Below are 24,125 nucleotides of genomic sequence, written 5' to 3'. Positions count from 1 at the left end.
CCGGCGCCGGCCTGAGGAAACAGGGCCGCTGCGGATCGCGAGGTTTTGTCATGCTCAAGTTTGAAAATCAGACGCACGTCCCGTCCTATTACGCGGCTACCGCGAACGACCGGACGTCTCATCCAACGCTCGATGCATCGGTATCCGCCGACGTCTGCGTGATCGGCGGTGGGCTCACAGGCCTTTCCACTGCGCTCAATCTCGCCGAACGCGGCTACTCGGTCGTGCTGCTCGAGGCGTCGAAGATCGGCTGGGGCGCGAGCGGCCGCAACGGCGGCCAGCTGATCGCGGGTTATTCGTGTGACATCGATACGTTCTCGTCCTTCATGCCGGAAGAAGACGTGCGGCGCGTCTGGGCGATGGGGCTCGAGTCGGTGGAGCTCGTCAAGGAGCGGGTCGCGAAGCATCAGATCGATTGCGACCTGACGTTCGGCTACCTGACCGCGGCAAACAAGCCGCGCCATGTCGACGCGCTGCGTGCCTGGGCAGAAGCCGCCGAGTTGCGCTTCGGCTATCGCGGGTACCGGTATGTCGAGCGTGACGAGATGCGTCAGGTCGTCGCTTCGGATCGCTACCTGGGTGGGCTCCACCACGACGGCAGCGGTCATCTGCATCCGCTCAACTACACGCTCGGCCTGGCGCGCGCGGCACGTGACGCGGGGGTGTCGATCCACGAGGACACGAGCGCGCAGGCAATCGGGAAGACCGCGCAAGGTCATCGCGTGACGAGCGCGCGCGGGCAGGTGGACGCGCGCTACGTCGTGCTCGCGGGTAACGCCTACCTCGGCCGGCTCGCGCCGGCGCTTGCGCGCAAGATCATGCCGGTGGCGACGTACCTCATTGCGACCGAACCGCTCGGCGACGCAAGGGCGAGCGATACGATGCCAACGGATGTGGCGATCAGCGACTGCAATGCGGCGCTCGACTATTTCCGCTTGACGAAGGATCGCCGGATGCTGTGGGGCGGCAAGGCGAGCAGCTCGACCCGCACGCCGCGCGAGCTCGCCGCCGCCATGCGGCGGGACATGCTCAAGACGTTTCCGCAGCTCGCTGACGCGAAGATCGACTACGCGTGGGGCGGCTTCGTCGACGCGACGATGAATCGCGCGCCGCATTTCGGCCGCCTCGAGCCGACCGTGTATTTCGCACAAGGGTTTTCCGGGCACGGCGTGAACGTCACGGGACTCGCGGGCCGGCTCATTGCGGAAGCGATCGATGCGCAGGCGGCCCGCTTCGACCTGTTCGGCAAGATCCGACACCGCGACTTCCCGGGCGGACGCCTGCTGCGCTCGCCGATGCTGATGCTCGCGATGACCTGGCACCGGATGATGGACGCGTTTTGAGCCGGTGCCAGCCGGTTCGTCCGGCCGCGCGGCAACCGACCTGAATCGAACATTGCACACCTTCGAGGCGCTTATGACAGACATCACCCATATCGTGGACCTGATGCGGGACCCCGCGGATCTGACCCAGTCCCGCGTGCCGCGCGGGCTGCTGCTGGCCGGCAATCCGATGCAGACGCTCACGCATCACTACATCAGTGCTTGCGGACAGTTCAGTTCCGGCATCTGGGAGAGCACGCCCGGCCATTGGACGATCGAGTACGACGAATCCGAGTACTGTGAGATGTTGAGTGGCGTGGTGATCGTGCGTGACATGCAGGGGAGCGAAAAGGTGCTGCGCGCCGGGGATCGCTTCGTAATTCCCTCGGGCTTTCGCGGCACCTGGGAGGTCGTGGAGGCGTGCAGGAAGATCTATGCGTCGCACGCCCCGCAAGTCGAGCCGTCCCACGCATAGCGCGACAGTTCGACTTGCAACGTCAATCATCGGAATCAACCAGGAGCATGACATGACTCAGGATTTGTGGCGTCTGAGCGCTACGGAAATGGTCGAACGCGTCGCGCGTCGCGACGTGTCGTCGGCGGAACTCACGCAGAGTTGTCTACGGCGGCTCGAGGATGTGAATCCGCGCATCAACGCGATTGTCGACGTGCTGGCCGACAGCGCACTGCTGGCCGCGTCGCAGGCCGATGCGGCGATCGCGCGGCGCGAGCCGGTCGGACCGCTCCACGGCGTGCCGGTGACGGTCAAGATCAATGTCGATATGGCTGGCCGCGCGACGACTAACGGCGTGAGCGCGTTCAAGGATCTCGTCGCGGGGGAGGACAGCCCTGTGGTCGCGAACCTGCGCAAGGCTGGCGCGATCGTGATCGGCCGCAGTAACGCACCGGCGTTCTCATATCGCTGGTTCACCGACAACGACCTGCATGGCCGCACGCTGAATCCATGGAATCCGCGGCTAACGCCGGGGGGCTCCAGCGGCGGGGCAGCGGCTGCGGTTGCCGCTGGTATCGGCGCGATCGCGCACGGCAATGACCTCGGCGGCTCGATCCGCTACCCGGCCTACGCATGCGGTGTCGCGGGACTGCGGCCGAGCACCGGCCGCGTACCCGCGTACAACCCGACGCAGGTAAAAGACCGGACGCTTGCTGTCCAGCTCGCGTCGGTGCAGGGACCGCTGGCGAGAACGGTCGGCGACCTGCGCATTGCGCTGGAGGCGATGGCAGGCGGTGATCCGCGCGACGCATGGTGGATGCCGGTAGAGCCGCCTGGCCAGCGCGCGCCGCTTCCTGCGCGTGTCGCCGTCTGTACGGAACTGCCGGGCCTCCGTTCCGACGCTGCGGTCGTCGACGCGATCCGGCAGGCGGCAGGCTGGCTCGAGGAGGCGGGCTGCATCGTCGAAGAAGCCGTCCCACCGCAGATGACCGAAGCGAGCGCGCTATGGCTGGACCTCGTCACTAATGAAGCGAGGGGTGGTCTCGGCGACGTCATCATGCAGCATGGCGACGACGCGATTCGTACGGCATTCGGCAGCCAGCGCCGGCTTGCCGCGCCGCTCGACCTGGCTGGCTACATGAACGGTCTGGCGCGACGCACCGGGCTGTTACGCGACTGGCAGCATTTCTTCGAGCGCTATCCGCTGCTGCTGATGCCGGTCTCATGCGCGCAGCCTTTCGCGATCGACGAGGACCAGCGCGGCGACGACGCGATGCGGCACATCCTCGACATGCAGAGTCCGCTGATCGCGACCGCGCTGCTCGGATTGCCGGGGCTGTCCGTGCCGACCGGCGTGCGCGACGGTGTGCCGATGGGCGTTCAGCTTGTCGCCGGCCGCTTTCAGGAGGCGCTGTGTCTCGCCGCGGGTGAAGTGATCGAAGCGCGCGCGGGAATTTGCACACCGATCGATCCAGTCGGTTCGGCGACGCGTTTCGCGGGTTGAGACGAGGACAGGTAACGAGGCACGTGGTGTGCCTGTCAAACAATGGTGAATATAGGCATCCTGATGAATAAGAAAACTTTCTCAGACTGGCAGAATAAAGCCGCCGGCATGGAAATCGAAGGGCGTGCATTTATCGATGGTGCGCTGCGCCACGCTCACAGCGAAAAGACATTCGCCTGTGTGAGCCCGATCGATGGCCGCGTGCTGGTCCAGGTCGCTGACTGCGGTGAAGCGGATGTCGACGCGGCCGTGACGGCGGCCCGGCGGGCATTCGACACGCAGGTATGGGCGGGCATGAATCCACGCGATCGTAAGGCCGTGCTGCTGCGCTGGGCTGCCTTGATGCGTGAGCACCTCGAGGAGCTGGCTTTGCTCGAAACGCTCGATGCGGGCAAGCCGATCGGCGACACCACGGCCATCGACATACCGGCTGCAGCGCACTGTGTCGAATGGTATGCCGAGGCGATCGACAAGATGGGCGGCGAGATCGTGCCGGCCGACCATCATCTCGTCGGCCTCGTGACACGCGAGCCCGTTGGTGTCGTCGCTGCGGTGGTGCCATGGAACTTTCCACTGCTGATGGCGGCGTGGAAGTTCGCCCCGGCGCTTGCTGTCGGTAACAGTGTGGTTCTCAAACCATCGGAGAAATCGCCTCTCACCGCGATTCGCGTCGCCCGCCTGGCGCACGAGGCAGGCCTGCCGCCCGGTGTATTCAACGTCGTGCCGGGTGGCGCCGAACCAGGCAGGTTGCTCGCGCTGCACCACGGCGTCGACTGCATCGCGTTCACCGGCTCGACGAGGACCGGAAGGCAGATCATGGAATGCGCGGCGCAATCCAATCTGAAGCGCGTGTGGCTCGAACTCGGGGGTAAGTCAGCGAACATCGTGCTGCCTGATTACCCCGATCTCGATCGCGCAGCGAAGGCGGCGGCCGACGCGATTTTCTTCAACATGGGCGAGGTGTGCACGGCGGGTTCGAGGCTCCTCGTGCACCGGGATATCAAGGACGCGTTCGTCGCGAAGGTGGCCGCTGCGGCACATGCCTATGAGCCGGGTCATCCGCTTGATCCGTCGGTGACGATGGGACCTATCGTCGACCGTATCCAGTTCGAGCGCGTGGCGGCCTATATCGACGCAGGTCGCCGGGAAGGCCGGCTTGTGACGGGCGGCGCGCGAGTCAGGGAGGAAACCGGCGGCTTCTATGTCGAACCGACCGTGTTCGAGGTCAAGCCGGATGCGAAGATTGCCCGGGAAGAAATCTTCGGGCCGGTTCTGTCCGTGATCGAGTTCGATCACGTCGACGAAGCGGTGCACATCGCAAACGACACTGAATACGGCCTCGCGGCTGCCGTATGGTCGGGCGATCTGGCGACTGCGCACGAGGTGGCGAGGCGCCTGCGCGCAGGAACAGTCTGGATTAACGGCTACAACGAAGGGGCCGACGACATGAATTTTCCGTTCGGCGGTTACAAGCAGTCGGGTAACGGCCGCGACAAGTCTCTGCACGCGCTCGAGAAATATACGGAGTTGAAGTCGACGATCGTGCGGCTGCGCTAGGTGATGTTCAGGCTCGCACCGAAAGTTTTTCGGCGCGATCTAATAGCCCGCTGAGCCCCCCGCAACGGCTGACAACCGGAAACTAAGGGGCGGATGCCGCCTCGGTGCTTCCGGCCTTTTGAGGCGCGACTTTCTGGGGAGTGGTCTTGTGGTGAGATTTCTTGCCTGCGCTATGAGCCTTTTGTTCGGCTTTCCGTTGCGTGTCCTGCATCTGCTTCGTCCCGGGGGTGCCTGTCTGTGCCACGACTTCCGGGGCGAAAGCGAATGACACAGCAAGACTTGCAGCGACTGCCAGCGAAACCGCGTAACGACTTTTCATGGTTCTCTCCCAAGTCAGACGCCGGGGGGCGTGACCAAGACATCAATCTACTCCATTGATGGCATGGCCGCGACCTTGTGCGTGTGCGCCGGCGTTCAGATTTTTGCGGGCAATGGCAAGGTGGTATGCGCCGCGGCCCGCATCTCAGCCAGCAATGCTTCGCCTGACCATGAAGGGCGCACGTCGGCTCGCTCGGCTTCGCGCACGAGTTCGCATAGCCGTGCGTTGACTGGTGCCGTTTGCCCGAGGCGTTGGGCGAGACGCACGACCTCGCCATTGATCCAGTCGATTTCCGTGGCGCGCCCGGCCGCCAGGTCGTCGGACATCGACGAGCGCGCGAGCGGATCGATCGTCAGCATCGTGCGGCCCAGCCGTTCGAACAACGCATCAGGCACGCTGAGAACACGCGGTATCCACGTGGCTGGAAGCGGCGTCACTCTGGCCGGTCGTATGCCGGCCCGCTTCAGCAGCGCGAGCGCTTCTTTCTGCGCCATCGCGAGGCAAAGCCGATAGGCGCGTTGCGAGAGCTCTTCCTTCAAAGGCCGGTTCGCCAGCGCGTTGATGGCATTGTTGAGATTGAGCAACAGCTTCGCCCACTGCACCGGCAACATGTCGGCGTGCTGGATCAGCGGCAGACCCGCTCTCCTGAATTCTTCGACGAACGGCTGCATGGCCGGCGTATGCCTGATCTCCAGTTCTCCCGCTGAACCTTGATGAAACGCACCCGGGCCGCGTTCGACGACATTGAATGGCACCATCCCTTCCAGCACCGTGTGCTGTGGCAGCGCGGCGCGCAGCACGTCCGCATTGCCAATGCCGTTCTGGAAGCTCACGACGATCGTGCCGGGGCGTAGCACGTTCGCCAGTTCGGCCGCGGCGGTGGGCGTCGCGGCAGACTTGACGGTGACGAGCACGAGATCGGCAGCGGCGGCGCTTGCCGCGTCCGTCGATACGTCGATGCGTTCCGACGGGGCATGCCAGCGGCTATCGTCGTGCCGCGACAGCGTGATGCCTTGATTGCGCAACTGGTCGGCCACGCGTGCACGTCCAATGAAACTGACGTCGCTCCCTCCGGCAAGAAGCCGTCCGCCGACATAGCAACCAATAGAGCCGGCACCGTAGATAAAGATCTTTGCCATACAGGTTCTCACGTGACCTACCAGATTACATCCGCGTTGCGTTAAATCGGCAAACGCGGTCTATGACGCGTAATACATGCTTACGCTGTTTGCCCGGCATATGCCCTCGTGCGCCGGACATCTCGCGAACGGACTGCGCTAGTCGGCATATCCAGGGTTGCGGCGATCGAGCCGACGCAGCAGCCCAGGCCACACCAGCGCTCCGGGCGTGAGGCCCCGCGTCGCCATCCGGATCTGCTCCTTGATGCCGGCGAGAATTTGCTGCGGGATGGGCGTGAGCTTGCCGCCGCCTGACTGGGCGCGCACCTGAATCATGCAGGCTGCTTCAAAGAAGTACATGGCGACGAAGGCGTCCGCCGGCGCCGCGCCAACCGTCAGCAGGCCGTGGTTGCGCAGCATCAGATAAGTGTTGCTTCCGAGGTCTTGAACGAGACGGGGCTTCTCGGCTTCATCGAGCGCGATGCCTTCGTAGTCGTGGTAGCCGAGCGACGCCAGCACACCAAGGGACTGCTGGGAGAGCGGCAGCAATCCCGCTTCCTGCGCCGACACGGCAACGCCGTTGACCGAGTGAGTGTGCATTACGCAATGGGCGTCTTCGCGTGCCGCATGCACGGCGCTATGGATCGTAAAGCCGGCCGGATTGACGTCATACGGCGATTCGGCAACCTTGCGGCCGTCGAGGCCGATCTTGACCAGCGAAGAGGCGGTGATTTCGTCGAACATCATCCCGTATGGGTTGATCAGGAAATGGTGTTCGGGGCCTGGCACGCGTGCCGAGATATGGGTAAACACCAGATCGTCCCACCCAAACAGCGCCGTGAGACGGTACGCGGCCGCGAGATTGACTCGCGCTTCCCATTCGGCAGGTGAAACGTCGTTCTTCAGACTGACAGCAGATGAGGCCACGTCGACACTCCTTATTCGATGGTTCAAGCAATGGGACAACCTGGAATAACCCGGAACAACACTGAATAGCGCCCTGCGAAATCGCTCATTTTGCGCCTGCGACGCTGCAGGTGCAGCAAGGGCCAAAGTCATTGCGTCGTCCGATGCGAATCCACATGATGTTCGCGAACCCGCCTAAAATCTGTCGGATACCCGACAGGTCGACGCGCCCATGGAATCCAGCCTGCACCGCTACCGGTCACAACTCGAAACGACCCCATGGTTCCGGGGCCTGCCTGTCGAGTTGCGGGACTATCTGATCAGCCATGCCAGCCTGCTCACGCTGGACAAGGGCCAATTCCTGTATCGGCGTGGTGAACAGTCTTACGGCCTGTACGCCGTGCTGGGCGGCGCGCTCGCTATCGGCACAGTCGGGATGGATGGGAAAGAGGCGTTGCTCGCGGTGCTCGGACCGACTGCATGGGTGGGGGAGATCTCGATGTTCGATGGGCTGCCGCGGCCGAACGACGCCACTGCCGTCAGCAGGACGTTGTTGCTGCACGTGCCCGGGGCCGCGCTGCAGAACCTGCTCGATTCCACGCCCCGTTATTGGCGAGATTTTGCGTTGCTGATGGCGCAAAGACTTCGGGTTTCATTCGAGAATGCCGAAGCGATGACCCTGTTGCCCGCGGCACAGCGCGTGGCCAACCGTTTGCTGATGATCGCCGGAGGTTATGGCGGTCTCAATGCCTCGCAGAGCAGGATAAGGGTCTCGCAAGACAGCCTGGCTTCGATGGTGTCGCTCTCGCGACAGACCACGAATCAGTTGCTCAGGAACCTCGAAAGTCAACGCATAGTGAGCCTGAAATCCGGGGAAATCACCATTCTCGATTTCGACCGATTGCGCGCGGCCAGTCTCGGCGATCCCAATTCGTAACTGTTACGACGGTTCGTGGTGGCGTGGGTGAGCGTGTTACTTATGAATGCGCTTTTGTCACCGTCGTCACGAGGTCGCGGCGGTTTCTTCTTTTGCGGCCACCGGACTTCTTTTGTCCTGTTCGCCGGCGCCGCCTGGCTGCCCAGGACGCAACAACAAACCGCCCAGCACGCCGGCCGCCGCCGCGAGGATGGCACCGAACAGAAACGCCACGTGGTAGCCGCTATTGAGCGCCGCCACGGCGTTTTCAGAAGCCTGCATCGCGTCGCTGCGCGCGGCCGCGAGACTTGCGAGCACCGCGAGTCCAAGTGCACCGCCCATCATCAACGACGTATTGACGATACCGGACGCGAGACCCGAGTCGCTCGGATCGACGTCGCTCATGGCGGCCAGCAGCAGCGCATTGAATGCAATGCCCGCGCCGAAGCCGAACAGGATCATGCCGGGCAGCACGTCGAGCACAAAGCTGCCATTAACCGGTGCGCGAGCGAACAACGCGAGGCCACACGCTGCAGAGAGCAGCCCGGCGGCAAGCGGCGCGCGCAGACCGAAGCGCATCACCGCGCGCGCCGACAGGCTCAGCGAACAGAACGCCATGATCAGACTGGCCGGCAAAAACGCGAGCCCGACCTGCAGGGGCCGGTAGCCGAGCACGCGCTGCAGATACAACGCGGAGATGAAGAACCACGCGAACATCGCCGCCGCCCACAGTACGCCAACCACATTGGCAGTCGCGACATTGTGCAAGCGGAACAGACCGAGCGGCATCAGCGGATGCTGCACGCGCGCTTCGATCACGAGAAACACGGCCAGCAGCGCGAGCGCGGCGAACAGAAGACCGAGCGTTTGCGCCGAGGTCCAGCCTGCCTCGTTGCCATTCACTACCGCGTACACGGCCAGCATCAGCGAAGCGGTGACTGTGGCCGCACCGGCCACGTCGAGCCGTTCGCCATGAGCATGGCCGCGTGCCGATGGCAGGAGCGCGACGCACAGCGCGTAGACGGCGATGCCAATCGGCAAGTTGACCAGAAAGATCCAGTGCCAGCTCAGCAGGTTGGTCAGCAGACCGCCGAGCAACACGCCGATGCTGCCGCCGCCCGCGCAGACGAAACCGTAGATACCCATCGCTTTCGCCCGTTCGCCCGGTTCGGTGAACAGATTCATGATCAGCGACAGCGAGACCGCGGAGACGACTGCGCCGCCCAGACCCTGCACGGAACGCGCGCCCACCAGCAGGATTTGCGAATTCGCCATGCCGCATGCGAGCGACGCCAGCGTGAACAGCGTGATGCCGCCGAGAAACAGCTTGCGATGGCCGTAGAGATCGCCCAGCCGTCCGCCCAGCAGCAGGCAGCCGCCGAAGGTGAGCATGTACGCATTGACCACCCACACCAGCGAGGTTTCGGTAAAGCCGAGGTCCGCGGCGATCGACGGCAAGGCAACGTTCACGATCGTCGTATCGAGCACGATCATGAGCACGCCGAGGCACAGAACGATCAGCGCCAGCCAGCGTTTGTTGCCGTGGATGGAATGGGTCATGCAGGGGCTCCTTTTTGCGTTGGTCGATCGGGCGCAAGCGGGTCCAAGCGGATACCGGACGCGCCATCACTCGGCACGATTCGGAAACCCGATCGGCAACCCGTTGATGGCGGTGCTATCTCACGCGGCGAGCGCGGCGGTCGCTTTCTTCGCCGAGGCGATGGCCCCACTGCGTGTCTCTTCACCCATCGCCACGCCTTCTGCGCGAATGAAGGTGATATCCGTGATGCCCAGGAAGCCGAACGCGGCCTTCAGATAGGTTTCCTGATGATCGAAGAAGGCGACGGGCGAGCCTTCGCTGTAAACACCACCGCGCGACGAGGCGATAACCAACTTCTTGCCGCCGGCCAGTCCGACCGGGCCGTGCTCACCGTAGCTGAACGTCTTCCCGGCGACCGAGATGCGGTCGATCCAGGCCTTCAGTTGGGAGGGCACGCCAAAGTTGTACATCGGCGAGCCGATGACCACGATATCGGCGGCCAGGAACTCCTCGAGCGCGACCTGTCCCAAGGCGACGTCGGACTTCAATGCCTCGTCGACCGGAGCGCCCTGCGCGGCCGCGAGGTGCGCTGCCGTCAGATGGCCGATCGGCGTGGCGGCCAGGTCGAGACGAGTGACGGTAAGGTCGGAATGGCGGGTCCGGAAAGTCGCGACGACTTCCGCTGACAGATCGCGGCTGACGGAGCTTTGTCCGAGGATGCTGGAATCTACGTGTAGCAGTTTCATGAAAATGATCTCCGAAGTGGCAGACGAAACGTCTGCCGGAAATCCGCACGATAGGCTCCGACCTGCAATCTGGATAGCCTATATTTTCAGATGAAACCCATCGCTTTAGTAGATATGTGCCTGGCGGAGTAGAGGAGGATCAGTTTAAGGCGCGAACGACTCGCGGATGCGCGAGTCGTTGCCAGTGAGAGGGATAACCCGGGAGTAGCGCGGGATACCTTAGCTGCTCTTCACGCGTGCGGATGCGCGGGGTCGACTACCCGACTTGCCCGAACGTGATTCGGCCTTGTCCGCACATGGCGTCTCCGCCTGTTTGCTGAAGACGAGTGTCTCGACCATCTGCCAATACGCATCAACAACGGCTGGATCGGACGCCGAGACATTGCTGGTCGCCAGCATTTCCGGACCGAATCCAGACAGCGTCGATGTCAGGCTGATCATGAGGTAGTGCAGGAGGATCGGTTCGACTTTGGGCAAGGTGTTTTCATCCTGCGCCGCGCGAATCTGTGGAATTAGCCAGTTGATCAATGGCTTGAGCACTGTGTCGGCGAGCCACTGTAAACGCGGGCTGTACACGAGGAACTCTTGCAGCATGAAGCGGTGAAACTGGGGAAAATCCACCGTGAACCTGAACAACGAGCGGTACACAAGTTTTACCCGATCCGCTGCCATGGTAGGGGGCGTATCCGTCAGATTGGTGTCCCATTCCTGGCGAATGCGTTCGAACACAAACTCCGCCACCGCCTGCCAGAGAACGTCTTTGGACCGGTAGTGGTAGGTGATCAGCGGATGTTGCAAGCCGATGCGATCCGCGATGCTACGAATACTCGCAGCCTCAAAGCCCTTCGTGGCGAATTCGGCAAGTGCCGCGTTCAGGATCGCGGCGCGGGTTTCCTGCGCCCGCTGCTGCTCTGCACGTTTGAGTTCGGTTGGTCTGCTTTTGTTACCAACGTTCTTGGAACCTGCGCTGTCCGCCATTTGGTTTCTCGATTGGGAAATTCGTTATTGCGTTGCTTCTGTGCTCCGGTGCCTTCCGCCTTCAGACAGACCAACGCCGGGTAGGCTCAGCAGGCCGCGACCGTCAACGAAGGCAGGCTTCGCAACGGTATCACACACTTACCGCCGAAGCCTGGCCGCGCTGAACCCGTTGAGCACAGTCGATTTGGCCGGCACAGTAACACACTATTTAACGACCGCCGGCCTGATGCGCCAACAACTTCAAGCGAGGCAAGGCATGCCGTTGGTCCGGCAAAAATCACGAGGCTAAAGAGGTGCCTAATCGTCAGACAAAAATTGCACCGCACATGCCGCATGCTCAGTCGATCCGACGCTCCTTGCCGCTCAATTTCCTTTTAAATTGACACATCGTAAAGTATAATGAAGATAACTTGACTGGTCCAGGTATTCTGACCGGCCGACGACAGAACTGAATCCGACTACAGATTTAATTCACGGATCAAGGACAGATGGAAAGCAAAATCACGCTGACATCAAGTGACGACATCGCCTTCGTTACGCTGGTGAACGAAGCACGCGCGAACTCGATCGACAAGGCGTTCTGCGATGAACTGCTGGGCACCCTCCGCGAGATTGAGGGGGCGTCGAAGTATCGCGCAGTGATACTTCAAGCCACGGGCAGGATATTTTCAGCCGGCGGCGAGCTTCGCCAGATCTTCGACGGACTGCAGCGTTCCGATTCCTACCTCGAATCGTTAATTACCGCACTGCACGCCACGATTGTGGCGATGCGGCGCTTGCCGATACCTGTGATCGCTAGCGTTCAAGGGGCGGCAGCAGGTGCGGGCTTTTCGCTGGCAATGGCGTGCGACCTGGTGGTCGCGTCGAGCACTGCGCGCTTTGTCGTCGGCTACGCCAAGCTGGGAACATCCAGCGACGGTGGCCTGTCGTTTCATCTGGCGCGTCGATTGGGAGCGGCGAGGGCATTGGAGATCCTGTTGACGCGCGACTCATTGAGTGCGGACGAGGCTGGACAGTTAGGGCTCGTCCAGAGCATTGCCGAACCCGCTTCCTTGCAGGACACTACGCTGGCGCTCGCGCGGAAAGTCATCGATGTACCCGTGGCGGCGGTCAGAGAAATGAAATCGCTTGTTGGGATGGTGGCCGAAGATAACCTTGAGCGCCATCTTGAACAGGAAAAACATGCTTTCCTGCGATGCGCGTCGACGAAAGCGTTTTCCGAACGAGTCGCACAATTCATCGCAAACTCTGAATCGCCCAGAAGGGCATCGACCTGAAGATAAAAATCTCGTCTCAGGGAAGGTCCGCAAAAGTCCTGAACTGAGATGCTGTTATCTCGTGCGGTCCGTACATCCCCATCTCCTCTGCCAGTTGGCGTCCTCGTAAAGTCGCTACTGCGCGACGTCGCCATCGATTCCCGATCTGATCGGCTGCCAGATTCAATCTCCTTCCAGGTCCTTGCGTGAAGTCGGGTACCCGTTCCCTTCATTCGTCAGGCGAAGCATACCTGGGGATACTCCTATCCAAATTAAACTATACGAGTGGAAAATTTAGACATATCCTTCTTTCAGCACCTTCGATGTGCCGTTTGGTAGTGCGTTCAAAATGACAAAGGAGACTGGAGATGAAGAGATTGTCCTTGGCCGCCGCGCTTTTTTGTGTCACGCCTGTGGTGGTGTACGCGCAAAGTTCAGTGACACTGTACGGTCTGCTGGATGAAGGCCTGACCTACACAAGCAATCAGAACGGACATTCAGGCTGGTTGCTTCAGAGCGGAGGTGGATCACTGTCCAGATGGGGGCTGCGCGGCGCCGAAGATCTGGGTGGAGGTTACAAAGCAGTCTTCACGTTGGAAAACGGCTTTGACGTGTCCAGCGGAAACCTGTCGAACAATGGGCGTCTGTTCGGCCGCCAGGCGTACGTTGGAATCTCAAGCCCGTATGGGACGTTCACGCTTGGGCGTCAATACGAGGAAGTCGCCGAAATGCTTTCCCCCGTTGCAGCCGGTTTGAACTGGGCGGTCTACTTCGCTCACGCCGGTGACGTTGACAACGTTGGAGGGAGCATACGCATCAACAACTCGGTCAAATACGCCAGTCCAAAAATAGCAGGGTTCACATTGGGTGCGCTCTATAGCTTTGGTGGGCAGCCCGGACAATTCTCCACGAATAGCGTGACGTCGGTGGGACTAAGTTACAACGGAATTAGCTTCCCACTGTATGTTGCGGCTGCCTATACGATCATCAAGAATCCGTTTGCTGCCGCATTCGATAGCATCACACCGCGAAACATCATTTATGCCCCGTACGTGCAGAACGCGCAAAGCGAATCCATCGCAGGGGTAGGTGCATCGTACAAGCTCGGCAGCGCTTCAATTGCTTTCACGTACACGTCGACGCAATTCAAGAAAGGCTTTCTTGGCAGTAACGTGCGGTTTGACAACTACGAGGGCAACGTCGGCTACTTCATTACGCCCTTTCTGCTCGCAGGTGCGGCGTACATCTACACGCACGGCAAAGTGGATGCGACCTCCGCGACGCCAATCTATCGGGCAATCGATCTCTACACCAACTATTTCCTCTCGAAGCGGACGGACATTTACTTTGCGGCTGAACTGCTGAAAGCGGCGGGTTCGGCGACTCGCGCGCAGATCACGTTGATTCCTTCACCGTCGAGTGGACAAACGCAGGGTCTGTTGCGAGTTGGAATTCGTCACCGGTTTTAACGAACAGGTGATGTCGTTGCTGTCGAGAGACAAGTGAAACCCGATTGACACCCGATTGACACCGAAACCAGGTGACCGATCATCAAGGACAATGCGATGAATAGCATAGGCTATGCCCAGCGGGATGTGCGCGAGATTTTTAACGATATGCCTATGGGGCGTAAGCAGTGGACGGTGTTCCTCATCTGCTTCGCGGCAACGGCGATCGAGGGTTTCGACACCATTGTGATCAGTTTTATCGCGCCTGCGATTAGCCAGCATTGGCGGCTATCGAGCGCCGCTCTTTCGCCTCTGGTGGCTTTTGGACTAACCGGCTTACTGATTGGATCGATCGTTGGAGGAACGCTGGCTGACCGAGTCGGTCGTCGAACGGTGAGCATCGTGGCAATCGCATGGTTTGGCATCGCGGGTGTGATGTCGAGCGAAGCACAGTCGATATTTCAGCTCATTGCCTTGCGCTTCATAACCGGTCTCGGCATCGGAGCAGCGATGCCGGCTACGTCGGCGATCGTCGCGGAATATAGCCCCGACCGTTCACGCTCAGCGATGCTCGCATCGACTTACTGTGGATTCCTTTTCGGTGCGGCAGCCGCTGGTTTGGTCACGTCTCTCGCTATCGGGACGTTGGGGTGGCGAGGCATGCTGGTACTGAGTGGTCTTTTGCCGCTTGGGGTCGTTGCCTTGTTTGCGTGGCAAGTCCCCGAGTCGCCGCTCTACGTCGTGGCCAGTCGAAGGTCCAATGACGAGGCGCAGCGAATTCTCGGCAAAGTGTTTCCGTCTTTAGACTGCTCTGGAATGCATTTATTCATCGCCGAAACGCGTGAATCGATAAGCGGAAGCAGGGCGCTGTTGAGCGCGAAATACCGGCTCGGCACCGTGTTGACGTGGCTTGCGGAGTTTGCGGGTTATCTGGTGTTCTTTCTGATTGGAAGCTGGATGCCGACCCACCTGAAGCAGGTGGGGCTATCGATGCACGACGCCTCGCAAGTATCGTCGATGTTCCAGTTCGGTGCGCTCGGCGGCGCGGTTCTATTCGCCATCCTTGTTCGTCGCTATAACGTGGCATCGGTCGTTTCCGTGGCGTTCGGCGCAGGCTCGCTGCTTGTCGTCGCGTTGGGCATCTCCGAAGCCACCCAGTGGCACGCGGGCGTGGTCTTCCTGTCCGGCATAGCTGTTGGAGGACCGCTGATCTGCGTCAACACCATTCCGGGCATTTTCTATCCAACTGCGCTGCGTGCGTCTGGCGGTGGCTGGAACGTTGCGATCGGACGGCTCGGGTCGATTGTCGGTTCGTCGTTGATTGGCCTGATCGTCATATCGGGTTTTCCGTACCTGCTCACATGTGCGTTGTTGTCGATACCGCTTTTGATGGCTTGCGTATGCATGATCGTCATGGCCCGAGTGCTCTCTGCACAACGGCGATCGCTGACCGAACACGTGGCGGACATCAGTACCGGATCGGCGGATGATCCACCGTTGCCGAACAGCACCACGCAGTGACGGTATGGCGCTAGCACGCGCGGTTATGGACACGTAGCCGTTCCTCGGGCGCAATTCATTTGGGATTCAAACTTTTATTTTTTGGCACGTCGTTCGTCTTGCATACTTTACGGACGTGAAGTATAGTGAATTACGGAACCTGCCTGATCGTGCGGCTCTCGATGAGCGAACGCAAAAGCGCATGTCGGCGGGTAAAGCAAATTTTCGGCCTTGAGACGGCCGTCTGTTGACGCCGAACAGGCCAACGAAGGAGGAGACATGATTGAAGAACGCGACATCGTCGTAACGATGCGGGACGGAACCCGTCTTGCGGTAGACGTTTATCGACCGGATGCGGATGGCAAGTATCCCGTGCTGTACGCTTCAGCGCTGCACAACAAGGATCTCCAGGGTCCGGATATTGCGGATGTCTTGCCCCCACAGCCCGCCCATGCGCCGCTCTGGTTCGGGCCGATAGAAGCCGGGGACACTCGCCGCTTCATCGCCAATGGCTATGTACACGTTATTGCGCAACCGCGCGGCTCCGCAAAGTCGGAGGGCCACTACGGCGAGGAGAATACTGACCATTACGACATGATCGAATGGATCACGCAGCAGCCGTGGTCCGACGGCAAGGTCGGCATGGTGGGGATCTCGGGTTTTGCGGGTGAACAATGGCGTGCGGCGGCGCAGGGCCACCCCGCGCTCAAGGCAATTTTTCCGTACGACGCCTGTAGCGCATACGGCGGGATGTTCGGGTTTCGGGACTTCAATCCCGGTGGCGTCATTCACACGTTCCCGTACCTGCTTGACGTTTTCAGCACGGTGCATGAGCCGCGCGGTGTGCCGGGTACGTTACCTGAAGCGCAAGAGGAACTCTGGCGCGCGGCCATGCGCAATCCCGACTACAAGATGTACATCAATCTGTACAACATCCTGACGCAGAAGGGGCAGCGCACAGGGGTGATGTACCACATCATGACGAACCCGTGGGAGCCGGAGGGGACGGTCGAACGAGCCGAGGAAATTTTCAAGTCGATCAAGGTGCCGTTCTATACCGGCTCTGGCGCCTACGCTTACACGTACAAATTGCACTGGCTTGGCGCGCAGCATTACTTCAGCAATGTCAAACAGCCGCGCAAGCTGATCTTTACGGGCCCTGCGCATCTGGAGCGGCCATTCCATCAGTATCACGACGAGGTTATTCGCTGGTACGACTACTGGTTGAAGGGTATCGATACCGGCATCATGAACGAACCGCCGGTCCGTTACTGGGTGATGGGCGCCAACGAATGGCGAACGGGTAGTGACTGGCCTTTGCCGGAGACGCAATGGGCGAAGTACTACCTTTCAGGTTGGGAGCAGCTTTCCACAGACGCCCCTCGACCTTCAGCGGAGGTTGGCAACGCGCATCGGGAACCTGATGTCTTCACGCAAATGCCGCTCAAAAAGACGTCCAAGGTTGAACGCCTGCGTTACATGACTGAGCCGCTTGCGCAGGACGTACTGGTGGCGGGTCCCATTTCGCTGACGCTCTATGCTGAGATTGATCAGACGGATACGAACTGGATTGTCGTACTCAAGGACGTCGGTCCGGACGTATCGGTGGTTACTGCACGCGTCGGCGAACGGTCGGTGCCGGAGACGCTACCTGAGCGCGAACTTACCCGCGGCTGGCTGAAAGCGTCATACCGTGCAACGGATCCTGCCCGATCCACGCCTGCGGAGCCGTTCCACAAATTGACGAAAGAGTCGATCTCGCCTGTCACACCTGGCCAGATCGTCAAGTATGAAATCCAGGTGCTCGCAACGGCAAACCAGTTCAAGGCCGGCCATCGGATCTGTATCGAGATCTGCAGCATGGACGTGCCGACAGGAACGGGCGCGATGACCGATGTCGAATACATTCCGTATCACGTCACCAGCAGCAACACGGTCACTCACAAGGTTTACCGTGACGCGGATCGTCCTTCACATCTGCTTCTTCCGATCATTCCGTTGAATCAAGAGAACTCCTGAATTACGAAACATTCCCGAGCGTCACAGGCGCTCGGTGAATCTGACTGAATAGTGAGGTTAGGCGATGAAAAGCATACGTTTTGAGCGCGACGGGAAGGTCGGGAATATCGTTCTGGCGAATCCGCCGTACAACCGTCTCGATGCACGGTTTGCAGAGTGTCTCCGGCAGGCGGTTCATGAAGCCAGCGAAAGCGACATCCGGGTACTGGTCGTTCGGGCCGAAGGGCCCAACTTCAGTCTCGGTGGCGAGGTTCGCGAATGGCCGGGAAAGGACTTGAACTGGTTTCGCACCTTCGTCGCGGAAATCAACACTTCGTATCGCGCAATCGAAGCGCTCCGCGTCCCGACGGTAGCGGTGGTGCAGGGTCTGGCTTTCGGCGGCGGCTTTGAACTCGCGTTGAACTGTGACTTCATTGTGGCGTCAACCGACGCCGTGTTCCGATGCGTCGAGGTCACGACGGCGATGCTTCCCATTGCAGGAGCGCTGCAGCGGCTGGCCGAGCGAGTGGGGCGCAGCAACGCGTCCCGTTTCGCGATGCTGGGTGAGGCGATTCCCGGCAGCGTGGCCCGGGACCTCGGGATTGCAACGCACGTGGCTGAACCCGATGCGCTCGAACGTGTTGCTGCCGAGCTGATTACGCAGCTCTCCGACGGTCCGACGCTTTCGTACGCAGCGACGCGCACCCTGCTCAAGGTGTGGTCAAGCGGCGGCATCCCCGGTGCGGATGCCACCATGCTGGATGTGTGCATGGACCTGTACAACACTGCGGACGCCAAGCGAGGTTTTGCCAACACAGCCGAGGCGTTCGATCGTGATGAAGAACCGGGCGAGATGGTTTTTCACGGGAAATGAAGCGTTTTCGATGTCGGCCTTCGACAGGGGCCGACGGCATTGCAATCGCTAGATAACTCCGTTCAGCGGAATTTTTGACGGAAACGCGCAGTAACGATGGAGGATGGCTTCATGCACACTTTACCCGGTTCCCTTACGCTCGAAGCGCCTGCCGATGGCGTTGCCTACGTACGGGGTTCGACGGACGTTCCGTTGAGCGAGTCTACAGTCGGCCAGTTTCTGAGGGAAACAGCACGCAGATTTCCTGATCAGCAAGCTGTGGTATTGCGGGAGCAACTTGTACGGTGGACATGGAGCGAATTTGACGATCATGTCGATCAGCTTGCCGCAGGGCTTCTGTCGTTGGGAATAGGAAAAGGGGATCGCGTTGGCATCTGGTCTCCCAACCGGTTCGAATGGTTGCTCACGCAGTTCGCGACGGCGCGCATCGGTGCCGTGCTGGTCAACATCAATCCCGCCTATCGTGTGTCGGAACTCGAGTACGCGCTGCGGAAAGTGAAATGCAAGGCGCTCGTCACCGCCGAGAGTTTCAAAACGTCGAACTACATTTCGATGTTGCTCGACATTGCGCCTGAACTCGCGTCACAGCAGCCGGACGAGTTGAAGGTCGAACGTCTGCCGGACCTTCGCACGGTGATCTCCGTGGGTGACTGGCGCGTATCGGGCGTCATGTCGTTCCACACGGTCATGCAGCGCGGAGAGGGGATTCTTCGAGACGAAGGGCGTGAGGTAATCGACACCGTCGAGCAAACACTTTCTTCTCAGGACCCGATCAATATCCAGTTCACGAGCGGCACCACCGGCAGCCCCAAGGGTGCAACGCTGACGCACCGAAACATCATCAACAACGCACGCTTTGTTGGCATGGCAATGAAGCTGTCCGAAGCCGACTCACTGTGCATTCCTGTCCCGCTATACCACTGTTTCGGCATGGTGCTCGGCGTACTGGCGTGCGTGTCGGTTGGCGCTCAGATGGTCTTCCCGGGCGAAGGATTCGACGCCGGCGCGACTCTCGCAGCCGTCTCGGAAGAGCGTTGCACTGCACTTCACGGGGTGCCGACCATGTTTATCGCTGAACTGGGGCACGCGGACTTTGCATCGTTTGATCTGAGCAGTCTGCGGACCGGGATCATGGCTGGATCGCCTTGTCCGGTCGAGACAATGAATCAGGTTGTGACCAGGATGAATATGCGAGAGGTCACCATTGCGTATGGCATGACGGAGACCAGCCCCGTATCGTTTCAGAGCGGAACCACGGATCCGCTCGATAAGCGCACGACAACGGTCGGGCGGATTCAACCTCATCTCGAAGTCAAGATCGTTGATTTCGACGGTAAGACTGTATCGGTCGGCGAGACGGGAGAACTCTGTACACGAGGGTACTCGGTGATGCAGGGGTACTGGGAAGACGAGACAAAAACGCGCGAAAGCATCGTTGACGGATGGATGCATACGGGTGATCTCGCAACGATCGACGCCGACGGATATTGCAACATCGTCGGAAGGTTGAAGGACATGGTGATTCGAGGGGGAGAGAATATCTATCCCCGCGAAGTTGAGGAATACCTCTTCAGGCATCCAAAAATACAGAATGTGCAGGTGTTCGGCGTGCCGGATGAGAAGAACGGCGAGGAGTTGTGCGCCTGGATCGTGCTTCGAAAAGGCGAAGGTTCGACTGAGGAGGACATCAGAGACTTTTGCCGAGGACAGATCGCGCACTATAAGGTACCCAAATATATTCGCTTCGTGAGCGAACTGCCTATGACTGTTACGGGAAAAGTACAGAAGTTCGCCATGCGTGAGGAGATGATCCGCTATCTCAATCTGACCGAGCACAAGACCGCCTGACAGGTTAGCGAAAACCGGACAGGATCGTAAAAACAGAGACTCGTACACTCACCTTGAATTAGTTATCCGAACTACACGGAAACGGTGAGGCACGAAGGCATGACAATTGGAGGTGTCGAATGTATGAAATAACCACGGACGTACTCATCGTCGGAACGGGGCCTGCCGGCTCCGCCAGTGCCGCGCTGCTTTCGACGTACGGTATCGACAACATGGTCATCAACCAGTATCGCTGGCTGGCCAACACGCCGCGGGCGCACATCACGAACCTGCGCACCATGGAGGTCCTGCGCGACCTCGGCCAGCAGGTGGAGCAGGAGGCCTACCTGCACGCGACCGATCAGGATCTGATGGGTGGAACGGTTTTCTGCGAAAGCCTGACCGGTGAGGAGATTGGCCGGGTGCCCAGTTGGGGACTGCATCCGCTCTCAAGAGCGGAACGTCAATTGTCGAGTCCGACCAAGATGAACGATTTGCCGCAGACGTTCATGGAGCCGCTGCTTTTCAAAACGGCTTGCTCGCGAGGAACTGAAGCGCGGATGAGCACGGAATATCTGAGTCATACGCAAACTGACGAGGGTGTTCTCACGCGCTGCCGTGACCGATTGTCCGGGGAGGAGTTCACGGTCAAATCAAAGTACCTGATCGGCGCGGACGGCGGGAATTCCAAGGTCGCAAAGGACGCAGGTCTGCCTTTCGAAGGGCAGATGGGTGTGCGGGGATCGATGAACATCTGGTTCCGTGCGGACCTGTCTGAATTCGTCGCACACCGCCCGGCAGTGTTGTACCCAATCATGCAACCGGGTGCAGAAGTGGGCGGTATCGGGATGGGCCTGATCCGGATGGTTCGGCCGTGGCACGAGTGGTTGATCGTTTGGGGCTATGACATCAACGAACCGGTGCCGGTTGTGGACGAGGCAAAGGCCACCACGATCGCACGCCAACTCGTGGGTAAGCCGGATCTCGAGATCGAACTGTTGGGTGCGAATACCTGGACAGTGAACAACATGTACGCGACCCGCATGCAGGAAGGGAGAGTGTTCTGCATGGGCGATGCGACCCACCGGCACCCACCGTCCGGCGGGTTGGGCTCCAACACGTCGATTCAGGATGCGTTTAACCTCGCATGGAAGCTCGCGGAAGTCATCAAGGGGCGCGCGGGTGAAGCGCTTCTGGATACCTATTCGGCCGAGCGTGCGCCGATCGCCAAGCAGGTTGTAACCCGCGCGAACCAGTCGATTGCCGAATTTGCTCCGCTCTATAGCGCGCTTGGAATCGACAAATCGAACGACGGCGAGGTCTTGCAAGCGAATATGCATGCTCGAAGCGGGTCCACGGCGGCCGCCGAAAAACAGCGCGACGAAATCCGGGAAGCATTGGCGTTCAAGCGATATGAACTGGATGCCCAGGGCGTAGAGATGAATCAACGCTATCGCTCGAGCGCTGCGGTGACCGATGGGCAAACCGAACCGGAGTTCACGCGCGACCGTGAGCTCTATTACCAGGCGACGACATGGCCGGGTGCGCGTCTGCCTCATGCCTGGGTTTTCGACGCTCGTGGACGCCAACACTCCACGCTTGACCTCGCAGGACATGGGCGATTCGTGCTGTTCACCGGTCTGGGCGGCGAAGCATGGGTTGAGGCCGCCTCAAAAGTCGGTGAGGAGCTGGGGTTGAAGATTGACGTACACGTAATTGGTCCGCGGCAGGCCTATGCGGACCACACGGGCGACTGGGCTCGCGTGCGTGAAATCGGCGACAGTGGTTGCGTATTGACCCGCCCGGACCATCATGTTGCGTGGCGTAGCCTTACTTTGCCGAGTGATCCGGCAGCCGAACTTCGCCGGGCCTTGGGACAGGTGCTCTCGAAGTAAATACTAGAAGCGAGCGTCTCGCCTGGATTCGTGTGATTGCGGGTCGACGGCGGGACGCATGAACAATTCGTCGGGCACCGTTAGTCTTGCTCGCCGCAGGCATGTGGGCCCACTCGTGATGGAACCGTTTCTGCGGTGTCGCAATCGTGCCCCACGTCGCGAGGGTGGACCTTCGCCACGAAATGGAGTTTCAAATGAATCAGCAGGAACGTTGGAGGCAGGGCACGGATAGCGGTCTTCCAAAGCGCGTACACATTGTCGAAGTCGGGCCTAGAGACGGTTTGCAGGCGGAAAGCACGTTCATACCAACGGACACCAAGATTGAACTGGTCAATCGACTCGTTGGCGCCGGCGTACGAAGAATCGAAGCTGCGTCCTTCGTGTCGCCAAAATGGATTCCGCAAATGGCCGACGGTGCGCAAGTCATGGCTGGGATCGATCGCGCAGCGGGGGTCTCGTACGCAGCGCTGACACCCAACATGAGAGGGCTCGAGGCCGCGATTGAGAGCAAGGTCGACGAGGTCGTCATTTTCGGTGCCGCGAGCGAAGCATTTTCCATTCGCAACATCAATTGTTCTGTAGCGGAATCGCTCGAACGCTTTGCGCCGGTCGCGCGGATGGCGAAAGAAACGGGATTGCAATTGCGCGCCAGCATTTCATGCTCCTTCGGATGTCCGTACCAGGGGCCGGTGAGCGTTGATGCCGTCGTCGATATGGTCAGGCGCTTTCGCGATCTGGGGTGTGACGAAATCGATATTGCCGACACCATTGGGGTGGGCACGGCGCACCAGGTTCAGCGAGTGGTTGAGGCCGCTTCCAGGGAGTTTCCGTTGGCAAGTCTCGCTGGCCACTTTCACGATACCTATGGGCAGGCATTGGCAAATATCTTCGGTGCCCTTCAGGTCGGAATGACAACGTTCCACGCGTCCGTTGGTGGACTGGGCGGTTGCCCCTATGCCAAAGGCGCAACCGGTAATGTTGCTACGGAAGATCTGCTCTACCTTCTAGATGGCCTCGGGATCGAAACAGGCATTGACTTGGACGCCGTCGTTTCGATTGGCGATTGGGTGAGTCAGCAAATGGGCCGGGAGAATGGTGCGCGCGCGGGTAAGGCACTGATGGCGCGCAAGGCGCTCAATTGATGTTGTTGTGTCGACGGAGATCGCCCGTTTAGAGCGGGCGTCGGCGCAAATACCGCGTTGCGGGATGCGGCCCCCCTAGCGTGACGCAAATGCTCCAAACACGAGCTGCTCCACGGTGCGCCAATATTCTTCGGCCAGCGCCGGATCGGACGGTGATAGATCACTGGTCGCCGAAAATTCCGGACCGAAGCTCGAGAGGGTCGACGTCAGACTAATCAACATATAGTGGAAAACAATAGGCTCGACGTTGGGTAGTGCGTGTTCCTCCTGAGCGGCGCGGATTTGCGGAAGCAACCAGCCGATCAGCGGTTTCAGGAAAGCATCGGCGAGCCATTGCAGCCGCGAGCTGGAACCTAGCGATTCCTGAAGTATGAAGCGGTGAAACTCGGGAAACGCGACAGTGAATCGAAATAGCGCCCTATATGCCAGCTTGAGCCGATCGACCGCGCTAGCCGGACCGAGGCTGGACAGACTTGCATCGCGTTCTTGCCGGACACGTTCGAATACATATTCGGCTACCGCCTGCCACAGAATCTCTTTGGAACGAAAGTGGTAGGTAACGAGCGGATGTTGCATTCCAATCCGCTCTGCAATGCTACGAATACTCGCGACCTCGAAACCCTTTGATGAAAATTCAGTAAGGGCCGCATTTAAGATGGCCGCACGCGTTTCCTGCGCGCGAAGCTGTTCAGTACGCTTCAGTTCAACCGGGCGACGTGCCCGGATATCTCTTGCCTCAGAAAGTGTGTGTGACGGCATGTGCGAATACCTTGCGACACGTTGAAATGAATAATGAGTGTCTGGATCATTGGTCCGGACGAAACT

19 protein-coding genes are annotated in these 24,125 nt (G+C 60.0%); 13 read left to right on the top strand and 6 right to left on the bottom strand.

What is annotated here, in order from left to right; genetic code table 11:
- Positions 1-50 precede the first annotated feature (50 nt).
- The 4 genes from M0D67_RS00610 (at position 51) to M0D67_RS00595 (ending at position 4,837) form a co-directional block, all read left to right on the top strand.
- Positions 51-1,343 (top strand): FAD-binding oxidoreductase, encoded by a 1,293-nt coding sequence (locus M0D67_RS00610; RefSeq protein ID WP_171926043.1) that lies wholly within the window; start codon positions 51-53, stop codon positions 1,341-1,343.
- A gap of 73 nt (positions 1,344-1,416) precedes the next feature.
- Positions 1,417-1,797, top strand: coding sequence for a cupin domain-containing protein (locus M0D67_RS00605; protein ID WP_154559737.1), 381 nt, complete (start codon positions 1,417-1,419; stop codon positions 1,795-1,797).
- 52 nt (positions 1,798-1,849) lie between these two features.
- A complete protein-coding gene (locus tag M0D67_RS00600; protein ID WP_171926044.1) occupies positions 1,850-3,280 on the top strand; it encodes an amidase family protein in 1,431 nt (476 codons plus the stop codon).
- Positions 3,281-3,343: 63 nt separating this feature from the next.
- Positions 3,344-4,837 carry an aldehyde dehydrogenase family protein gene (locus tag M0D67_RS00595; protein ID WP_154559739.1) on the top strand — a complete coding sequence of 498 codons (1,494 nt, stop codon included), beginning with the start codon at positions 3,344-3,346 and terminating at the stop codon, positions 4,835-4,837.
- 414 nt (positions 4,838-5,251) lie between these two features.
- Here M0D67_RS00595 and M0D67_RS00590 read toward each other — a convergent pair whose 3' ends face one another.
- Positions 5,252-6,295 carry a 2-dehydropantoate 2-reductase gene (locus M0D67_RS00590; RefSeq protein ID WP_154559740.1) on the bottom strand — a complete coding sequence of 348 codons (1,044 nt, stop codon included), beginning with the start codon at positions 6,293-6,295 and terminating at the stop codon, positions 5,252-5,254.
- A gap of 138 nt (positions 6,296-6,433) precedes the next feature.
- Positions 6,434-7,201, bottom strand: coding sequence for a class II aldolase/adducin family protein (locus M0D67_RS00585; RefSeq protein ID WP_266236823.1), 768 nt, complete (start codon positions 7,199-7,201; stop codon positions 6,434-6,436).
- Between the two features lie 211 nt (positions 7,202-7,412).
- Between M0D67_RS00585 and M0D67_RS00580 the strand changes: the two genes are divergently transcribed.
- On the top strand, positions 7,413-8,117 hold the full coding sequence (locus tag M0D67_RS00580) for a Crp/Fnr family transcriptional regulator (RefSeq protein ID WP_154559742.1): 705 nt from the start codon (positions 7,413-7,415) through the stop codon (positions 8,115-8,117).
- 66 nt (positions 8,118-8,183) lie between these two features.
- Here the strand turns inward: M0D67_RS00580 and M0D67_RS00575 are convergent, their stop codons facing one another.
- The 3 genes from M0D67_RS00575 to M0D67_RS00565 all read right to left on the bottom strand — a co-directional run bounded on the left by M0D67_RS00575 (position 8,184) and on the right by M0D67_RS00565 (position 11,360).
- Positions 8,184-9,656, bottom strand: a complete 1,473-nt coding sequence (locus tag M0D67_RS00575; protein ID WP_266236821.1) for an MFS transporter — start codon at positions 9,654-9,656, stop codon at positions 8,184-8,186.
- A gap of 120 nt (positions 9,657-9,776) precedes the next feature.
- On the bottom strand, positions 9,777-10,382 hold the full coding sequence (locus M0D67_RS00570) for an FMN-dependent NADH-azoreductase (RefSeq protein WP_154559744.1): 606 nt from the start codon (positions 10,380-10,382) through the stop codon (positions 9,777-9,779).
- A gap of 219 nt (positions 10,383-10,601) precedes the next feature.
- The gene (locus tag M0D67_RS00565; RefSeq protein ID WP_171926045.1) at positions 10,602-11,360 is read right to left on the bottom strand and encodes a TetR/AcrR family transcriptional regulator; all 759 of its coding nucleotides are present in this window, start codon (positions 11,358-11,360) and stop codon (positions 10,602-10,604) included.
- A 488-nt stretch (positions 11,361-11,848) separates the two neighbouring features.
- Here M0D67_RS00565 and M0D67_RS00560 point away from each other — a divergent pair, with 488 nt between their 5' ends.
- The 8 genes from M0D67_RS00560 (at position 11,849) to M0D67_RS00525 (ending at position 23,300) form a co-directional block, all read left to right on the top strand.
- Positions 11,849-12,637 (top strand): enoyl-CoA hydratase/isomerase family protein, encoded by a 789-nt coding sequence (locus M0D67_RS00560; protein ID WP_154559746.1) that lies wholly within the window; start codon positions 11,849-11,851, stop codon positions 12,635-12,637.
- 347 nt (positions 12,638-12,984) lie between these two features.
- Complete coding sequence (locus tag M0D67_RS00555; RefSeq protein ID WP_154559747.1) at positions 12,985-14,085, top strand: porin; 1,101 nt, start codon at positions 12,985-12,987, stop codon at positions 14,083-14,085.
- A 96-nt stretch (positions 14,086-14,181) separates the two neighbouring features.
- A complete protein-coding gene (locus M0D67_RS00550; RefSeq protein ID WP_154559748.1) occupies positions 14,182-15,585 on the top strand; it encodes an MFS transporter in 1,404 nt (467 codons plus the stop codon).
- Positions 15,586-15,843: 258 nt separating this feature from the next.
- On the top strand, positions 15,844-17,583 hold the full coding sequence (locus tag M0D67_RS00545; RefSeq protein ID WP_154559749.1) for a CocE/NonD family hydrolase: 1,740 nt from the start codon (positions 15,844-15,846) through the stop codon (positions 17,581-17,583).
- A gap of 64 nt (positions 17,584-17,647) precedes the next feature.
- Positions 17,648-18,436, top strand: coding sequence for an enoyl-CoA hydratase/isomerase family protein (locus tag M0D67_RS00540; protein ID WP_154559750.1), 789 nt, complete (start codon positions 17,648-17,650; stop codon positions 18,434-18,436).
- 111 nt (positions 18,437-18,547) lie between these two features.
- Positions 18,548-20,284, top strand: a complete 1,737-nt coding sequence (locus M0D67_RS00535; protein WP_266236815.1) for an AMP-binding protein — start codon at positions 18,548-18,550, stop codon at positions 20,282-20,284.
- Positions 20,285-20,403: 119 nt separating this feature from the next.
- Positions 20,404-22,158, top strand: a complete 1,755-nt coding sequence (locus M0D67_RS00530; protein ID WP_154559751.1) for an FAD-dependent monooxygenase — start codon at positions 20,404-20,406, stop codon at positions 22,156-22,158.
- Between the two features lie 194 nt (positions 22,159-22,352).
- Positions 22,353-23,300 carry a hydroxymethylglutaryl-CoA lyase gene (locus tag M0D67_RS00525; RefSeq protein WP_154559802.1) on the top strand — a complete coding sequence of 316 codons (948 nt, stop codon included), beginning with the start codon at positions 22,353-22,355 and terminating at the stop codon, positions 23,298-23,300.
- A 75-nt stretch (positions 23,301-23,375) separates the two neighbouring features.
- Here the strand turns inward: M0D67_RS00525 and M0D67_RS00520 are convergent, their stop codons facing one another.
- The gene (locus M0D67_RS00520) at positions 23,376-24,059 is read right to left on the bottom strand and encodes a TetR/AcrR family transcriptional regulator (protein ID WP_166618170.1); all 684 of its coding nucleotides are present in this window, start codon (positions 24,057-24,059) and stop codon (positions 23,376-23,378) included.
- Between the last annotated feature and the right edge of the window lie 66 nt (positions 24,060-24,125).

Origin of the sequence: Paraburkholderia sp. SECH4 (assembly GCF_030511745.1) — a bacterium.
GTDB classification, from domain to species: Bacteria; Pseudomonadota; Gammaproteobacteria; order Burkholderiales; family Burkholderiaceae; genus Paraburkholderia; species Paraburkholderia madseniana.
Note: the sequence above shows the minus strand (reverse complement) of the source record. Positions and strands in the feature narration are given on the sequence as shown.